Raw genomic sequence first — 13,864 nt, forward strand, 5'->3', positions numbered from 1 at the left:
CCGCCGCGCCCGGCAGGGAGAGGCGCCGGGGCATCCCCGCACCACGTATTTTGTCTGGGAAGGGCTGCGTCTGTTGCAGGAAATCCGCGGGGACGTGCCGCTGACGTACGTGTATGCGGACCCGGACAGCTATGAGCCGCTGGCCCGTATTGACGGGGTGAGCGACCCGGCGATTTACTGGTATCACTGCGCGCCGAACGGCACGCCGGAGCGACTGACGGATGCGGCGGGCGGGGTGTGCTGGCAGGGTGACAACAGCGCGTGGGGAAAACTGCTGCGCGAGGCACCGCTGAAGGGGCCGGTTTACCCGCAGAACCTGCGGATGCAGGGACAGTACCCGGACAGGGACAAATTTGTCGGGAACAAATTTGAACAGCGCGCAAGCGCTGGCCCCGGAGGGGCGAGCCTCATGGATGAGGCGAGTATTCGGGGCTTCATTACACTCTGTTCCGGTACTACGATCCGGACTGCGGACGGTTCACGCAGCCGGACCTGGTGGGGCTGGCGGGTGGGTTGAATGAGTATGCGTATGCACCGAATGCGCTGAACTGGGTTGATCCGCTGGGGTTGAGTGGGTGTTCTCTTGGGAAAGAGACTGGCAGATACTCAGCAATAAAACCTGGGCCTTTAGATAAAGACTTAGCTGAAACTTTCTCTGGTGGGAAATATAGAGAAATAATCCTTTCTCAAGATACATCTTTTTTCCGGGCTGGAGTGACAACAAATCCATTTGGTCGTTTCTTTAGTTTGGATAAGCCACAAAGTATTATCCAGGCACGAGTAGATAAAGCAGTATTACCAAAATGGCCTAATGGCTCTGCTTCACCACTTGATAGTGTATATGAAATAAAAATCCCTGTGGGTACTAAAGTTTATGTGGGCGAGGTTGGTTATCAGAATGGTTTCTATCTTGGTGGGACAGAGCAGATAGTTATATTAGAACCCTGGAACGTAGGAACAGTGATAGGAAAATGGCCGCTGCTATGAAAGATGAAATTAAACGAGTAGTAAAAGAAATAATAAGAATGCTATTAGATAATGGCGAAGTACCCTGGGTCAGATATTTTGACAAGTGTTTAAGACAACTGGATGATGATTATCATGAAGGTGTTTATAATATAAGAACGGCCTATGGTGGCATGGGATCTTTCAATGATTTAGTTTTGCACAGTAATGGAAATCCTTTAAAAAAGGAAAATGAACAGTTAGATAAGTTGCGAAAAGAACTTTATCAAATAACAACTTAAAATATTCATATATCCGGAAGTGATCCTGACGATCCTTCCGGCTTTTTTATTTCATCTGTCAGCCTGCGGCTCAACGGTGATAGTTCGACGTCCTTCGTCGATCTTCACCGTGACTGGGCCGCCGGTATCAAATCCCGCCTCGCGGAGCCAGGCGCCCTTCAGATGCAGGCTGGGGCTGCGTAAGTAGCAGGTGGCGGTAATATGTCACCACCCCGCATAATCGTGCCATTCACTTTTGGTAATCTTCCGGCATGATAATGTGCGTCAGCAGATGCGGCAAAGCAGAGCGCGACGTCCATGCCGCGATCTGCCTTAATTACGTGAGTATGCTAAACATTACAACGTTAATGACTGCCCTGATTCATTCCTGTTGCGATGCCATCGCCCGCACCGTCTGATGCCGATGCCAGTAATAACCCAGCGTGTTTTTAAAGTTTTCAATGTCCTTTTTCAGACCCGGCAGGCGGATCTCACTGCGTTTTTTGCCTTGCGCGTCAGGCTGCTTATGTTGCACATAAAGCGTATCCCGTCCAAAACTGCGGGTCACATTGATGTTTTTAACATTATCCCACGCCAGTAACTCAGCACTTTCCGGCTTCACAATGCCCTGGTAGGTGATTTCGATCTGAGAACCATTTTTCAGCGTAAAGAGCACATTCGGGAAATGTTTCAGCACCAACGCCGTTTCTTTTTCACCCGTCGGCTGAAAACGCCATGCCAGGCTCTCCTCATGGGCGGAAGAGAAATTACGCTCGTATTTCTGCCACAGCTGTTGCTCAATATGTTCAGCAACCGGCATCAGATCAACCCAGCTTTCTGTCGGCAATTCAGATGCGATAGCGGCATAGCCAGCTTCTTCGACCGTATAACCCACGTTGCGCATCCTGTCGGCCAGCGGTGGGTGTGAGTCAAACGGGTGCGGTACATTCTGCTCGCGCATCATGCTGACAAAATCTGGCGAACTAACGTGCTGAGGCAGCCCGCCGGCAATCGCTTTACCGATCCCCAGCTCGTTCTCATGCAACGTTCCGTTCTCGAAAAGATTTCGCTCAACTTCAGTGCGATAGCTGGCATAGGCGGAAACTTTGATCAGCGATTCAACAATGGCAGCGGGTGAAATCAGCGTTGATGCGTTGAGGTCAGCCACAAACTCGCGTTCACGACTGTTACGCTGCCACGCCAGTTCAAACAGTATGCGATACAGGTATAGCGGGTAAAAGACGATGAGCGTCGCCACATTCCTGCCCATTAACTGCATATAGAGATCGAAACGGTGTAGCTTTGGCCCCAATAAAGCGCCCGAGGCGGTATCGCCCTCATGCAAGTGTGTAAGCTCATGCACCATGACGCCGTCAGCCTGTGCCGTGGTCAACTGGCGAAGAAGTGGAATACTGACGTAAAGCTTACGACCAGAAAGCTGATGCTCATTGACGCTAAGTGGCGCTTCCGTGACGTAGAAGTTGATATCAATACCGGCAACGATGTGGTCGGGCGGCGTGGTACCCACTTTGGCAGCCAGCGCATCAACTCGTGACCAAAGCGCAGGCGCGGCTTCACGCGTGACCACTTCGCCTTCAATGCTCTCCTCAGGTGGCAGCTTTTTAAAGATGCCTTTAATGATGTAGTAAATACCACCCAACACCATCAGACCGACCGCAATCACCACTTTTGGATAGTAGGTTTGCGTGAAAAAGGCAGTGCACCAAAAAGATAGCCACACCAGCATCGCGCCTTGCACCAGCACTTCCAGCGTGCTGGCGAGCATCAGAAACGGACGAGCCAGCGTCAGGCTCAGCAGCTGCCCCTGACGGCTTTTAAATGCCAGGGCGCTGAAGAGCAGTACCATCAGTACCACTACAACGCTGGCGATCAGCGTCCAGAATGCCAGTTTATCCATCATAGAGAATTGCCACAGTTCAGAGTTCTGTGCGCAGACTGCATTTTTATAATCGAGCAGGTTCTCTGCGACCGGCCCGCAAACGCTGGAAGGGGGATTCTGATGAAGGAATGCTGTGAGCTGACCGATATCCTGTCTTTGCGCTCGGGCATCCTCAATAAAGATCTGCGTATATTGCTGGTTAAGCTGGCTCTTGCCATATTCAGCAAATACAAGCGCGATCGCAGGAACTAAAAATAGTGTGATCAGAAGCCAGAGGCATACCTTTGCATAACCTTTCTTCAATGCCGTTAATTTATCCAAAATAATAAACTCGCTAACTGTCGATAGGGAAGAAGCTGCGTGTATCAGGCAATGTAGAAAAGGATCCCCGGTATAGTGAAAATGGCGTGAGATCCTTCTCTGCATATGTCAGCTCAAGTTGATTTATAAATACCACAACCTGGCTATAAGACAATTTTCAGGCGCCCGGAACAAGCAATAATTAAAGTTTCAGACATTTTTTTATGGCATGCACTTTTTTCATGTTTTCCATCGACAGGATGCTCAGTCGCTGTCAGCGAAAACTGAGTGACAGCATTACCAGCGCATTCCTTTAAAAGGGCTCCACCCCTGCTCGCCTTTTTTCTCTTTCAGGTAATACGCATAGTTAGTCGCAATGCCGTACGCTACATTAAATCCAAACCCCAACCCGGCGTCGAGATACTTTGGCCAGGCTGTCCCTGACAAAGTAAAGGTTATATTCAGGCCAGTACTAATGGCTATGATAAGCACAATTAGCGTTATATTTTTCTTCCAGAGACCGAGAAAAAACAGATAAATCGGCCCAAAGAAGAAGGCAATAAAATTGAAATTGATTTTAACTTTTTGCTTGTAGGGCAGCATTTTTAGCGCAGGTTTGTAGCCCGGTGCGTTGGGCGCACCATGTAAATCAAAGAAATCAAAACGTGCCCGCCATTTAGCACTGTAAGCTTTCTCCGGTTTACCTTTTTCAGTGCTTCCGATCCGCTGATTCATTACGACTCCAACGAGTTATTGGCTGGTTTTATAGTTAACTTGCTGATTTAAAGTATTTTGTGTTTTGTGAAGAGGAAAGTAACCGCACAGATAACGCATATCGCTAAAGCTGGCCACTGCATTGGAATATAAAAAAAATGATGATGCACGCCATCATTATGAATTCTTCGGTTAAGTAAAAATCCCACTACGGTATTAATCGCAGAGCCAATGCCCACGCCGATAAGAAACTGCGCCAGTGATGTATTACCGGCTTTGACCGTCGGATCGGGAAATAACCACATTATCAACAGGACCATACAGACTGGCGTTAAAAGCGTCATAATTCCGGCACCACGATAAATCATAAGTAAAGAACCTCTTGCCATAATGTAAAAAATACGTTAATTTTAGCGGGAAGTATGCCGGGTTCGATTTAAAATTCAAGGATAAAACGGATGATAGTCTGGAGCGGAGTGGGTTTTTTCATTGCCGTTTTAATTTGTGCGGCCTACGTTCTTTGTAAATGGCTGTTCGATATAATTTGGGTCGATGGCTATTTTGCCACGCACTTATGGGCAACCGGCGCGACGTTTATCGTATCCGCTGTGCTGTGCACCGCCTTTGTTTATGCGATCAAACAGGAAAAACTGCTGGATTACCTTGCTAAGGTGACTCAAAGCCAACCAATGATTGCGCCCGAAAAAACACATAAGTTCTTTTTGATTCCGGTTCTTTATTGGCCGGTTATTCTGTTTTTGTTTGGTGCTGGAATATGTATTTACGACCTGATGAAGTAACTCTCTCCTGTATTGTGGATATTTAGCGTACTGACGATACGCCAGCGCAACAGGGAAATTAACAGCATGAAGGAGTTCGACGTGAAGTTGAGAAAAACGTTAAATATTATGGGCGCGTTATGCCTGGTGACTACGCTCGGCGGAATGGCTGTTATGGCATCTGCCGCTGAAGTCAAACCAGCGACCACGGCTGAAGCAAAGACCGAAACGCTGACGCTGCTGGACGGTAAACTGCCTTTTAAATTACAGGGTTACGAAGTCCAGCCGGTTCCGGGCGGTGCGCCAGGCAAAATGTATGTTAACAAGCAGGCCAAACGCGTGCTGATTATTGGCGAAGAGGACGTTCCGTTGGTGGCCCGCGGTATCAGCGAGACTGATTTTCTCGACAGCATGAAAGTCATCAAGGACAAACAAAAGCAGGCCTCGCCGGCTTATCACGTCACCAGCGAAACCACTGAAAATGTTAAGGGTATGCAGGTGTATCACATCGAAGCGACCAGCAATATGGGAGTTAACGATGTACTACAGGCGACGTTACTCGCCACCGCTAACAAGAAATTTACCATCATCCAGGTTATCTCCAATCACAGAGACAAAGCGGGACATCTCGCTGCGGTGAATAATATTCTCGGCAGATAAACTGACGACGCGCCTTTTTACAGCGGCGGATTCGAAAGAGAGCTGCAAAACAGTTCTCTGAGATCACGTGGCGGAACGCATCCGTGCTCTTTAAAGAGTAAGAAAAAACGCCCTACATCAGGTAAACGCCAAATCGCTTTAGTAGTCTCGCCCAAAGTAAAAATATCACGATGGTCATCGCACACGATATGGCCAGCGTAGGCCAGAAGCCGATGCGCTGATAGAAAAAAGGAAACAAAATAAACATCGGCAGGGTCGGCACGACGTACCAAAACGTGTACCAGGCATGCGCGGCAATTTTTGCCTGCGGCAGTCCTTCCAGCTTCATCCAGATGAGCACCAGCACCGTTACCAGCGGCAATGCCGCCAGCAAGCCGCCCAGCCTGTCGTTATGTTTTGCCGTCTCGGAAATCAGCACCACCAGCAATGCGGTCAACGCGTACTTAGTAAAGAGCCAAAGCATCTATAACCTCCGGGACGAGCGGATAATCAGTGCAGAAGACGGCTGCGTAACGCCGGCAGTCTCAACCGAGCAGGTGTTTACTGCTCCCTGTTATTGCCGAAAGGCAACATTCTGAGCAGCGTATTATCGCGAAGGAAATAATGATGAAAGAGCGCGGCCACTGTATGCAGCCCGATAAGCCAATAGCCAGCGGGTGCCAGTGTTTCATGCCAGTCAATCAGTGTGGAAGCAAGATCGGGATTGGGTAAACCCGACACATGCATGCTGATGCCGAACAGTTTCCACTCATTCCCTCGCAGGTAACGCGAGCTGAGGCCCAATACAGGCAACGCGATAAAGAGCGCGTAAATGCAGGTATGGACGAGATGAGAAAGCCCGATCTGCCAGCGTGGGGCCGGTGGCACGATTTCCGGCGTTTTGTGGCGCGTACGCAGGTATAAACGGGTTAGCATGATCAGTAACACACAAGCACCGGCGCTAAAGTGGGTGATGATTATCGCACTTCTCTGCCAGGTACCGCGCTCTGCCAGCCCTCTCAGCTCAATTGTTGAATAGGCAATAATCAGCAGCAAAACCGTTAGCCAGTGAAAAATCATTTGTGACGCCGCATATTTTTTATGCATAACTTAACCTCATAAATAACCTGGGTTTACTTTACCACCTGATTATTTACAGAGCATCAGAGTTTATTTCCACCGTCCGATCGAAAAGCCGGGCAGAGGCGTGACAACGTCAGATGCGGCAGGAAGAAATGCGAATGCGTTCACTCCATACGCGGCGCCTGCACCACCGTATAGGTCGTCAGGTGATGACCTTTGCTGTCCGTACTGTACGCCACGTCGGTGGCGACAATTTCAGGGCTGCGCACTTCGATCAGATCTGCCAGCTCACGGAGTTTCTCGGCCAGGCAGCCGGGCACGGCGGAGATGTAAGGGGGGGAGTTGCTCTGGCCATCGCTTTCTTCTCTCGTAACAGGGGGATTTCTACTGTTATCGGTAAAAGTCGCTAATAGCTGAGCACTGCTTCGGTAAAAGTCCGGTTGATGCCGTCGCCATGCGAACAGCAAACTCTGGCCTGACCCACGTCAGACCAGTTTGTCCTGCTTTCTGCGGCGTTACTTCGCCAGCTTATCCTGCGTTTTAAGGTCGAAATCGGCGGCGTCATGACGTTCGTGTAGCTGCTCTGAGGGTTCGCCAAAGGTGCGATTTACTATACGTCCGCGCTGCACGGCTGGCCGCATCGCAATCTCTTCCGCCCAGCGGTTGACGTGCTGATAGGAACCTGCATCCAGAAACTCTGCGGCGTTGTAAACCTGCCCGCGAACCAGCGCGCCGTACCACGGCCAGATAGCAATATCGGCAATGGTGTATTCATTACCTGCGATATAGCGATGCTGCGCCAGTTGGCGATCCAGTACGTCAAGCTGGCGTTTGGCTTCCATGGTGAAACGGTCGATGGCGTATTCAATTTTCTCCGGCGCGTAGCTATAAAAGTGGCCGAAACCACCGCCGAGGTAAGGCGCGGAGCCTTGCAGCCAGAACAGCCAGTTCAGCGTTTCGGTGCGGCCTGCGGCGTCTTTTGGCAGGAAATGCCCGAACTTCTCGGCCAGATAGAGCAAAATAGCGCCAGATTCAAACACGCGCGTTGGCGGAGTCGTCGAAACGTCCAGCAGCGCAGGAATTTTTGAATTCGGATTCACCTCAACAAAACCCGATCCAAACTGGTCGCCTTCGCCGATGCGGATCAGATACGCGTCATATTCTGCATCATTAACGTTCAGCGCCAACAGCTCTTCCAGCAGAATCGTCACCTTCTGACCGTTCGGCGTGCCCATTGAGTAGAGCTGGAGCGGATGCTTGCCCTGCGGCAGCGTGACCTCGCTGCGTGGCCCTGCGGTAGGGCGGTTAATGCTGCCCCAGGTGCCGCCGGTGCCTTTCTTTTCTGTCCAGACTTTGGCTGGCTGATAGTCATTGTTGCTCATAACCAAAAGTGTCCTTATCGTTAGGTGAGTGGCTAACCATAGCGTTCTTCGCTGGAAAAAACCAAACCAGAGGGGGCAGGTATAGCATTACCTCTGGCCTGACGTTTGTCCTGAACGAGCACTTGAGGAGAAAATTGATGGATGAAAAGCACGCTGATGCAGGCCTGATCGAAACCAGCGATGGCCGGATTTGCTGCTACTGGCAGCCTGCCATGCCGGACTATCATGATAACGAGTGGGGCAGGCCGGTGGTTGACGATCGCCGTCTGTTTGAAAAGGTCTGTCTGGAAGGTTTTCACTCCGGCATGTCGTGGCAGCTTATCTATAACAAACGCGAAAATTTTCGGCGGGCCTTTGCGGATTTCGATTTTCACATCGTGGCGACGTTTACCGATGAGGACGTGGCCCGTCTGCTAAACGATAAAAGCATTGTGCGTAACCGCGCCAAGATCCTGTCGACCATTAATAATGCGCAGCGGGCTATTGAACTGGTGGATGAAGCGGGTTCGCTTGCCGCCTGGTTCTGGCAGTTTGAACCTGCGCCAGAAGATCGCCCGGCGCGCATCGATCCCCACTACTGGCGCACCACGAAAACCTCACCGGAGGCGAGCCGTATGTCGAAGGCGCTGAAAAAGCGCGGCTGGACGTGGGTCGGGCCGGTCACCACGTTTTCATTAATGCAGGCGCTTGGGCTGATCAACGATCATCTTGAAGGCTGCCAGTGTCGCGACAAATTTGAGAAGGCGCGGCAGGCGCTGACGCGGCCTGTTGGTCTTTGAAGCGGAAGCTGCCACGCAAAAAATTTTAAAATTACCGGGCAACTTGCAGCGTGCTGCGGCACGTTTGCCATTTCTGCGCTTTACGCCGCGTTCCGCATTGTTTATCACCGCCGGATCGGTGAAAATGCCGGCCATTGATGATTAATTACCTGTGATTTTTGCCGTCAGGCAGACACAGCACCGGACCAGAAGAACTGTCATGTCAAATGCACCCTTTATGCAAGAGGTCGCGCGCCGTCGCACTTTTGCCATTATTTCTCACCCGGACGCCGGTAAAACCACCATTACCGAAAAAGTGCTGCTGTTCGGGCAGGCCATTCAAACTGCCGGAACGGTAAAAGGCCGCGGCAACGCGCAGCATGCCAAATCAGACTGGATGGAAATGGAGAAACAGCGCGGCATCTCTATTACCACCTCGGTGATGCAGTTTCCCTACCGCGAGTGCCTGGTCAACCTGCTGGATACGCCCGGCCACGAAGACTTCTCGGAAGATACCTATCGTACGCTGACCGCCGTGGACTGCTGTCTGATGGTGATTGATGCGGCGAAAGGCGTTGAGGATCGTACCCGTAAGCTGATGGAAGTGACGCGTCTGCGCGATACGCCGATCCTGACCTTTATGAACAAGCTGGATCGCGATATACGCGATCCGATGGAAGTGCTGGATGAAGTCGAAAGCGAACTGAAGATCGCCTGCTCGCCCATCACCTGGCCCATCGGCTGCGGCAAGCTGTTTAAAGGCGTCTATCACCTCTATAAAAATGAGACCTATCTTTACCAGTCGGGCAAAGGCCACACCATTCAGGAGGTTCGCGTGGTGAAAGGGCTGGATAACCCGGATCTGGACGACGCCATCGGTGACGAACTGGCGGCCCAACTGCGGGAAGAGCTGGAACTGGTGCAGGGCGCGTCTCATGAATTCGACAAAGAGGCGTTTCTTGCCGGTCAGCTTACGCCGGTGTTCTTCGGCACCGCGCTGGGTAACTTCGGTGTGGATCACATGTTGGATGGACTGGTGGACTGGGCGCCCTCACCGATGCCGCGCAAAACCGATCTCCGTACGGTCACCGCCAGCGATGAAAAATTCACCGGCTTTGTCTTTAAGATCCAGGCCAACATGGATCCGAAACACCGCGACCGCGTTGCCTTTATGCGCGTGGTATCCGGTAAATATGAGAAGGGCATGAAGCTGCGTCAGGTGCGCCTTGGCAAAGACGTGGTGATTGCCGATGCGCTCACCTTCATGGCCGGCGACCGTTCGCACGTGGAAGAAGCCTGGGCGGGCGACATTATTGGCCTGCACAACCACGGCACCATCCAGATTGGCGACACCTTTACTCAGGGCGAAAATATGAAGTTCACGGGTATTCCGAACTTCGCGCCGGAACTTTTCCGCCGCATTCGCCTGCGCGATCCGCTGAAGCAGAAACAGCTGCTTAAAGGGCTGGTCCAGCTCTCGGAAGAGGGCGCGGTACAGGTGTTCCGCCCGGTGCACAATAACGATCTGATCGTTGGCGCCGTGGGTGTGCTTCAGTTTGACGTGGTTGTGGCGCGACTCAAAAGCGAATACAACGTTGAAGCGATTTATGAAGCGATTAACGTTGCCACCGCACGCTGGGTCGAATGCAGCGATGCAAAAAAATTCGAGGATTTTCAGCGGAAAAACGAAGTCAACCTGGCGCTGGACGGCGGCGATAACCTGACCTACATTGCGCCGACCATGGTGAACCTTAATATCACCCAGGAACGTTACCCGGACGTCATCTTCCGTAAAACGCGCGAGCACTAAGCCCCACTTCCCCTGACAAAAGCGATGCCGGGCGCATCGCTTTTTTTATCCGATGCCCCCCCTCAGGTCACTGAAATCTCTCCAGACTCATCTTAAAAAAAACCTTTTTGTGTATTTATCCATCATATCAATCGCAAGCAGCGGTGAATTTCTGATTACCGTCTATATTTACTTCTACAGGACGCAAAATATGCGGCGCGGTAGCTGCAACGTCTTACTACTCCAGCCACGTCGTTTGTGGTTGAAAGCCTGTAATTGCAGGTGCATGTACAAATAAGGAAGAAATCGATGAACAAGACTAAGATTGCTAAAACTCTGATGGCTGTACTGGTGGGTTCTGCGCTTGTTGGTGGTTCTGCAATGGCAGAAGACATGTCAACCAAGGCACAAAATACTGCCGACAGCGCGAGTTCGAAAGTCGATAGTTCTATGAAAAAAGTCGGTGGGTATATGGATGACAGCGGCGTCACTGCCAAGGTCAAAGCGGCCCTGGTTGACGACGACATGATTAAAAGTACGGATATCTCGGTAAAAACCCACAATGGCGTTGTTGAGCTGAGTGGTTTTGTTCCGTCGCAGGATCAGGCAGAACGTGCTGTTGCAGCGGCGAAAAAAGTCGAGGGTGTCAAATCCGTCAGCGATAAACTACACGCAAAAGACAGCACAAAATCAAGCGTTAGCGGCTACGCAGGTGATGCAGCAACAACCAGCGAAATTAAAGCTAAACTGTTAGCGGACGATATTGTGCCCTCACGTAACGTAAAAGTTGAAACCACTAATGGCGTGGTGCAGCTTTCAGGTGAAGTGAAAACTCAGGCGCAGTTCGAGCGTGCTGAAGGCATTGCTAAAGCAATTGAAGGCGTTAAAAGCGTTAAAAACGATCTGACCGTGAAATCGTAACGGGCATTCAGGCCGCTGTGAAAACAGCGGCCGGGCAAGGAAGTTCAGCAACACAATAACCAGCTATGCCGTAAAGCGGCAGGTTTTAATAACAGAAGCAGTTCATTTTCAAAATAGGGTAAGGAGAGGCTTATGTTTCGTTGGGGCATTATATTTCTGGTTATCGCATTGATTGCGGCGGCGTTAGGTTTTGGTGGTCTGGCTGGTACAGCCGCGTGGGCAGCCAAGATTGTCTTCGTTGTAGGTATCATTATCTTCCTGATCAGCCTGTTTACCGGCCGCAAGAAGTTATAGCCTGCAATTCGCAGTATGCTTTAATGAAGACCAGCCCAGGCTGGTCTTCTTTGTTTCAGGGCTGGCTCACAGCGGTAAGGAACACTGGTATGACACCTTCATTTGTGGATACCCATTGTCATTTTGATTTTGCCCCTTTCTGCGGCGACGAGGCGAACAGTCTGCGGCTGGCGGCTGACGCTGGCGTGGAAAAAATCATCGCCGTGGGCGTGTCTGCCGACCGTTTCGCGGGTATGATGGCGCTGGCAGAGCGCTATCTGCCGGTTTATGCCGCGCTGGGCATCCATCCGATGGCCATTGCGGCGTATCACGAATCGCATCTGACGCAGCTGGAAGCGTGGCTCAAAAAGCAGCCTGAAAAAATGGTCGCAATAGGTGAAATCGGGCTGGATCTGTATATGGATAACCCTCAGTTTGAACGTCAGCAGGCGTTGCTGGACGATCAGTTACGGTTAGCAAAAAAATACGATTTACCGGTTATCCTCCACTCGCGACGCGCTCACGATAAGCTGGCGATGCATTTGCGAAAGCATGATTTGCCGCGCCGTGGCGTGGTACACGGCTTTGCCGGCAGCGAGCAGCAGGCGCTGGCTTTCATTCGCGCCGGCTATGCGATTGGCGTTGGCGGCACCCTGACTTACGCGCGGGCGACGAAAACCCGCAATACGCTGGCGCGTCTTCCGCTTACCTCTCTGCTGCTGGAAACCGACTCGCCGGATATGCCGTTACAGGGATTTCAGGGGCAGCCAAATCGCCCGGAGCGCATTAAAAATGTCTGGCGCAGCCTGTGTGACATTCGTGATGAGTCACCGCAGGAGATCGCCAAAACCCTTCGGGACAATACCCGCCGCCTGTTTCACCTTTAACCGTTCCCGCCGGTTTAAATGTTACAATTATAACATTTTCTGTTTGGTGCATTCTCAGACTTCTCTTTTATTGACGTTCATTGAGTGTGAATGTAATCACTAAATTCCCGCAGCTTTGCATGTTATAATTTTAACATTGAGTGCTTACATTCCTGGAGAAAAAAATGACTGATGCAACCCAAGCCGCCGTTCGCGCGCTGAAACTGATGGATCTGACTACGCTGAACGATGACGATACCGCCGAAAAAGTGATTGCGCTGTGCCATCAGGCCAAATCGCCTGCGGGCAATACCGCAGCCATCTGTATCTATCCGCGCTTCATCCCTGTCGCCCGCAAGGCGCTGCGCGAGCAGGGCACGCCGGATATCCGCATTGCTACCGTCACCAACTTCCCGCACGGCAACGATGATATTGAGATTGCGCTGGCTGAAACACATGCGGCCATCGCCTATGGCGCCGATGAAGTTGACGTGGTTTTTCCCTATCGCGCTCTGATGGCGGGCAACGAGGAGATCGGTTACGAACTGGTCAGCGCCTGTAAAGAAGCCTGCGCCGACGCCGACGTGCTGCTGAAAGTGATCATCGAAACCGGCGAACTGAAAGAGGCCGCGCTGATCCGTAAAGCGTCTGAAATCGCGATTGATGCAGGCGCCGATTTTATTAAAACATCCACCGGGAAAGTGCCGGTAAACGCCACGCCGGAGGTGGCTGAAATCATGCTGCGCGTTATCGCGGACAAAGGCGTGAAGCAGACCGTTGGCTTTAAACCTGCCGGAGGCGTGCGCACCGCCGAAGACGCGGCCCTCTATCTGCAACTGGCCGATGAGATTCTGGGCAGCGACTGGGTCAGCCCGCGTCATTTCCGCTTTGGCGCCTCAAGCCTGCTCTCCAGCCTGTTGAATGCGGCGGGCCACGCCAGTGCTGAAAGTAAATCTGCTTATTAGTCCCGGGGGACACCGTGTTTCTGGCACAAGAAATTATTCGAAAAAAACGTGATGGTCAGGCGCTGAGTGAAGAAGAAATTCGCTTCTTTATTAACGGCGTGCGTGATAACGCCGTTTCCGAAGGGCAAATCGCCGCGCTGGCGATGACTATCTGGTTTCACGATATGACGCTGACAGAACGCGTGGCGCTGACCATGGCTATGCGCGATTCCGGTTCAGTACTCAACTGGCAGGCGCTGGATCTTAACGGCCCGGTAGTGGATAAGCAC

At 51.5% G+C, this 13,864-nt stretch carries 19 protein-coding genes and 2 pseudogenes; 14 read left to right on the forward strand and 7 right to left on the reverse strand.

Translation table 11 applies throughout. The features are described 5' to 3' along the window. The 3 genes from GS12_RS25025 to GS12_RS20230 all read left to right on the forward strand — a co-directional run. Nucleotides 1–517: RHS domain-containing protein (locus GS12_RS25025; protein ID WP_407637871.1), on the forward strand; the 517-nt coding region annotated here is incomplete at its 5' end. Further along, nucleotides 445–987: an RHS repeat-associated core domain-containing protein gene (locus GS12_RS25350; protein WP_407637872.1), complete on the forward strand. Its 543-nt coding sequence runs from the start codon at nt 445–447 to the stop codon at nt 985–987. The genes GS12_RS25025 and GS12_RS25350, both read left to right, overlap by 73 nt. After that, a complete protein-coding gene (locus GS12_RS20230) occupies nt 984–1,247 on the forward strand; it encodes a DUF6966 domain-containing protein (RefSeq protein WP_072032280.1) in 264 nt (87 codons plus the stop codon). The genes GS12_RS25350 and GS12_RS20230 overlap by 4 nt, the downstream gene beginning before the upstream one ends. A 51-nt stretch (nt 1,248–1,298) precedes the next feature. On the opposite strand, the pseudogene GS12_RS23640 reads toward GS12_RS20230, so the two are convergent. Together GS12_RS23640 and GS12_RS20235 are read right to left on the reverse strand one after the other, a co-directional pair. After that, nucleotides 1,299–1,439 (reverse strand): annotated as a pseudogene (locus GS12_RS23640) (SymE family type I addiction module toxin); the annotation flags it as partial. 169 nt (nt 1,440–1,608) lie between these two features. After that, on the reverse strand, nt 1,609–3,147 hold the full coding sequence (locus GS12_RS20235; RefSeq protein WP_235421273.1) for a M48 family metallopeptidase: 1,539 nt from the start codon (nt 3,145–3,147) through the stop codon (nt 1,609–1,611). Nucleotides 3,148–3,246: 99 nt separating this feature from the next. Here GS12_RS20235 and GS12_RS25195 point away from each other — a divergent pair, with 99 nt between their 5' ends. Then, nucleotides 3,247–3,378 (forward strand): hypothetical protein, encoded by a 132-nt coding sequence (locus GS12_RS25195; RefSeq protein ID WP_268747366.1) that lies wholly within the window; start codon nt 3,247–3,249, stop codon nt 3,376–3,378. 345 nt (nt 3,379–3,723) lie between these two features. On the opposite strand, the gene GS12_RS20240 is transcribed toward GS12_RS25195, so the two are convergent. After that, the gene (locus GS12_RS20240) at nt 3,724–4,161 is read right to left on the reverse strand and encodes a DUF2628 domain-containing protein (protein ID WP_034950262.1); all 438 of its coding nucleotides are present in this window, start codon (nt 4,159–4,161) and stop codon (nt 3,724–3,726) included. Between the two features lie 47 nt (nt 4,162–4,208). Then, a complete protein-coding gene (locus GS12_RS20245) occupies nt 4,209–4,508 on the reverse strand; it encodes a hypothetical protein (RefSeq protein WP_034950264.1) in 300 nt (99 codons plus the stop codon). A gap of 90 nt (nt 4,509–4,598) precedes the next feature. Here GS12_RS20245 and GS12_RS20250 point away from each other — a divergent pair, with 90 nt between their 5' ends. Then, nucleotides 4,599–4,940: a hypothetical protein gene (locus GS12_RS20250; RefSeq protein ID WP_034950267.1), complete on the forward strand. Its 342-nt coding sequence runs from the start codon at nt 4,599–4,601 to the stop codon at nt 4,938–4,940. A gap of 81 nt (nt 4,941–5,021) precedes the next feature. Next, nucleotides 5,022–5,579: a hypothetical protein gene (locus GS12_RS20255; RefSeq protein ID WP_235421274.1), complete on the forward strand. Its 558-nt coding sequence runs from the start codon at nt 5,022–5,024 to the stop codon at nt 5,577–5,579. A 112-nt stretch (nt 5,580–5,691) separates the two neighbouring features. On the opposite strand, the gene GS12_RS20260 is transcribed toward GS12_RS20255, so the two are convergent. The 3 genes from GS12_RS20260 to yghU all read right to left on the reverse strand — a co-directional run bounded on the left by GS12_RS20260 (nt 5,692) and on the right by yghU (nt 8,023). Beyond that, on the reverse strand, nt 5,692–6,042 hold the full coding sequence (locus GS12_RS20260; protein ID WP_034950272.1) for a DUF3147 family protein: 351 nt from the start codon (nt 6,040–6,042) through the stop codon (nt 5,692–5,694). Between the two features lie 77 nt (nt 6,043–6,119). Beyond that, nucleotides 6,120–6,665 carry a cytochrome b561 gene (cybB, locus tag GS12_RS20265; protein WP_034950275.1) on the reverse strand — a complete coding sequence of 182 codons (546 nt, stop codon included), beginning with the start codon at nt 6,663–6,665 and terminating at the stop codon, nt 6,120–6,122. 491 nt (nt 6,666–7,156) lie between these two features. Then, entirely contained in the window at nt 7,157–8,023 is an 867-nt protein-coding gene (gene yghU / locus GS12_RS20270) for a glutathione-dependent disulfide-bond oxidoreductase (RefSeq protein ID WP_034912115.1), read from the reverse strand. Nucleotides 8,024–8,160: 137 nt separating this feature from the next. On the opposite strand from yghU, the gene GS12_RS20275 reads away from it, so the two are divergent. The 8 genes and pseudogenes from GS12_RS20275 to GS12_RS20300 form a co-directional block, all read left to right on the forward strand. After that, the gene (locus GS12_RS20275; RefSeq protein WP_034950278.1) at nt 8,161–8,802 is read left to right on the forward strand and encodes a DNA-3-methyladenine glycosylase I; all 642 of its coding nucleotides are present in this window, start codon (nt 8,161–8,163) and stop codon (nt 8,800–8,802) included. Continuing rightward, entirely contained in the window at nt 8,792–8,947 is a 156-nt protein-coding gene (locus GS12_RS24680) for a hypothetical protein (protein WP_160279926.1), read from the forward strand. The genes GS12_RS20275 and GS12_RS24680 overlap by 11 nt, the downstream gene beginning before the upstream one ends. Nucleotides 8,948–9,001: 54 nt before the next feature. Continuing rightward, nucleotides 9,002–10,591 (forward strand): peptide chain release factor 3, encoded by a 1,590-nt coding sequence (gene prfC, locus GS12_RS20280; protein ID WP_034912118.1) that lies wholly within the window; start codon nt 9,002–9,004, stop codon nt 10,589–10,591. 288 nt (nt 10,592–10,879) lie between these two features. After that, nucleotides 10,880–11,491: a molecular chaperone OsmY gene (osmY, locus tag GS12_RS20285; protein WP_034950281.1), complete on the forward strand. Its 612-nt coding sequence runs from the start codon at nt 10,880–10,882 to the stop codon at nt 11,489–11,491. Nucleotides 11,492–11,623: 132 nt separating this feature from the next. Further along, on the forward strand, nt 11,624–11,785 hold the full coding sequence (locus tag GS12_RS23645) for a DUF1328 domain-containing protein (protein WP_071995405.1): 162 nt from the start codon (nt 11,624–11,626) through the stop codon (nt 11,783–11,785). Nucleotides 11,786–11,874: 89 nt separating this feature from the next. Beyond that, complete coding sequence (locus GS12_RS20290; RefSeq protein WP_034950285.1) at nt 11,875–12,651, forward strand: TatD family hydrolase; 777 nt, start codon at nt 11,875–11,877, stop codon at nt 12,649–12,651. A 164-nt stretch (nt 12,652–12,815) separates the two neighbouring features. After that, entirely contained in the window at nt 12,816–13,595 is a 780-nt protein-coding gene (gene deoC / locus GS12_RS20295) for a deoxyribose-phosphate aldolase (RefSeq protein WP_034950288.1), read from the forward strand. A 14-nt stretch (nt 13,596–13,609) separates the two neighbouring features. After that, nucleotides 13,610–13,864: pseudogene (locus GS12_RS20300) on the forward strand (thymidine phosphorylase); the annotation flags it as partial.

Origin of the sequence: Erwinia oleae (assembly GCF_000770305.1) — a bacterium.
GTDB lineage: Bacteria > Pseudomonadota > Gammaproteobacteria > Enterobacterales > Enterobacteriaceae > Erwinia > Erwinia oleae.

Excerpts from the sequence above, each read along its gene's own strand:
- GS12_RS20230 (WP_072032280.1), top strand. The coding sequence starts at position 984 with ATGAAAGATGAAATTAAACGAGTAGTAAAAGAAATAATAAGAATGCTA.
- GS12_RS20235 (WP_235421273.1), bottom strand. The coding sequence starts at position 3,147 with ATGATGGATAAACTGGCATTCTGGACGCTGATCGCCAGCGTTGTAGTG.
- GS12_RS25195 (WP_268747366.1), top strand. The coding sequence starts at position 3,247 with ATGAAGGAATGCTGTGAGCTGACCGATATCCTGTCTTTGCGCTCGGGC.
- GS12_RS20240 (WP_034950262.1), bottom strand. The coding sequence starts at position 4,161 with ATGAATCAGCGGATCGGAAGCACTGAAAAAGGTAAACCGGAGAAAGCT.
- GS12_RS20245 (WP_034950264.1), bottom strand. The coding sequence starts at position 4,508 with ATGATTTATCGTGGTGCCGGAATTATGACGCTTTTAACGCCAGTCTGT.
- GS12_RS20250 (WP_034950267.1), top strand. The coding sequence starts at position 4,599 with ATGATAGTCTGGAGCGGAGTGGGTTTTTTCATTGCCGTTTTAATTTGT.
- GS12_RS20260 (WP_034950272.1), bottom strand. The coding sequence starts at position 6,042 with ATGCTTTGGCTCTTTACTAAGTACGCGTTGACCGCATTGCTGGTGGTG.
- cybB (WP_034950275.1), bottom strand. The coding sequence starts at position 6,665 with ATGCATAAAAAATATGCGGCGTCACAAATGATTTTTCACTGGCTAACG.
- yghU (WP_034912115.1), bottom strand. The coding sequence starts at position 8,023 with ATGAGCAACAATGACTATCAGCCAGCCAAAGTCTGGACAGAAAAGAAA.
- GS12_RS20275 (WP_034950278.1), top strand. The coding sequence starts at position 8,161 with ATGGATGAAAAGCACGCTGATGCAGGCCTGATCGAAACCAGCGATGGC.
- prfC (WP_034912118.1), top strand. The coding sequence starts at position 9,002 with ATGTCAAATGCACCCTTTATGCAAGAGGTCGCGCGCCGTCGCACTTTT.
- osmY (WP_034950281.1), top strand. The coding sequence starts at position 10,880 with ATGAACAAGACTAAGATTGCTAAAACTCTGATGGCTGTACTGGTGGGT.
- GS12_RS23645 (WP_071995405.1), top strand. The coding sequence starts at position 11,624 with ATGTTTCGTTGGGGCATTATATTTCTGGTTATCGCATTGATTGCGGCG.
- GS12_RS20290 (WP_034950285.1), top strand. The coding sequence starts at position 11,875 with ATGACACCTTCATTTGTGGATACCCATTGTCATTTTGATTTTGCCCCT.
- deoC (WP_034950288.1), top strand. The coding sequence starts at position 12,816 with ATGACTGATGCAACCCAAGCCGCCGTTCGCGCGCTGAAACTGATGGAT.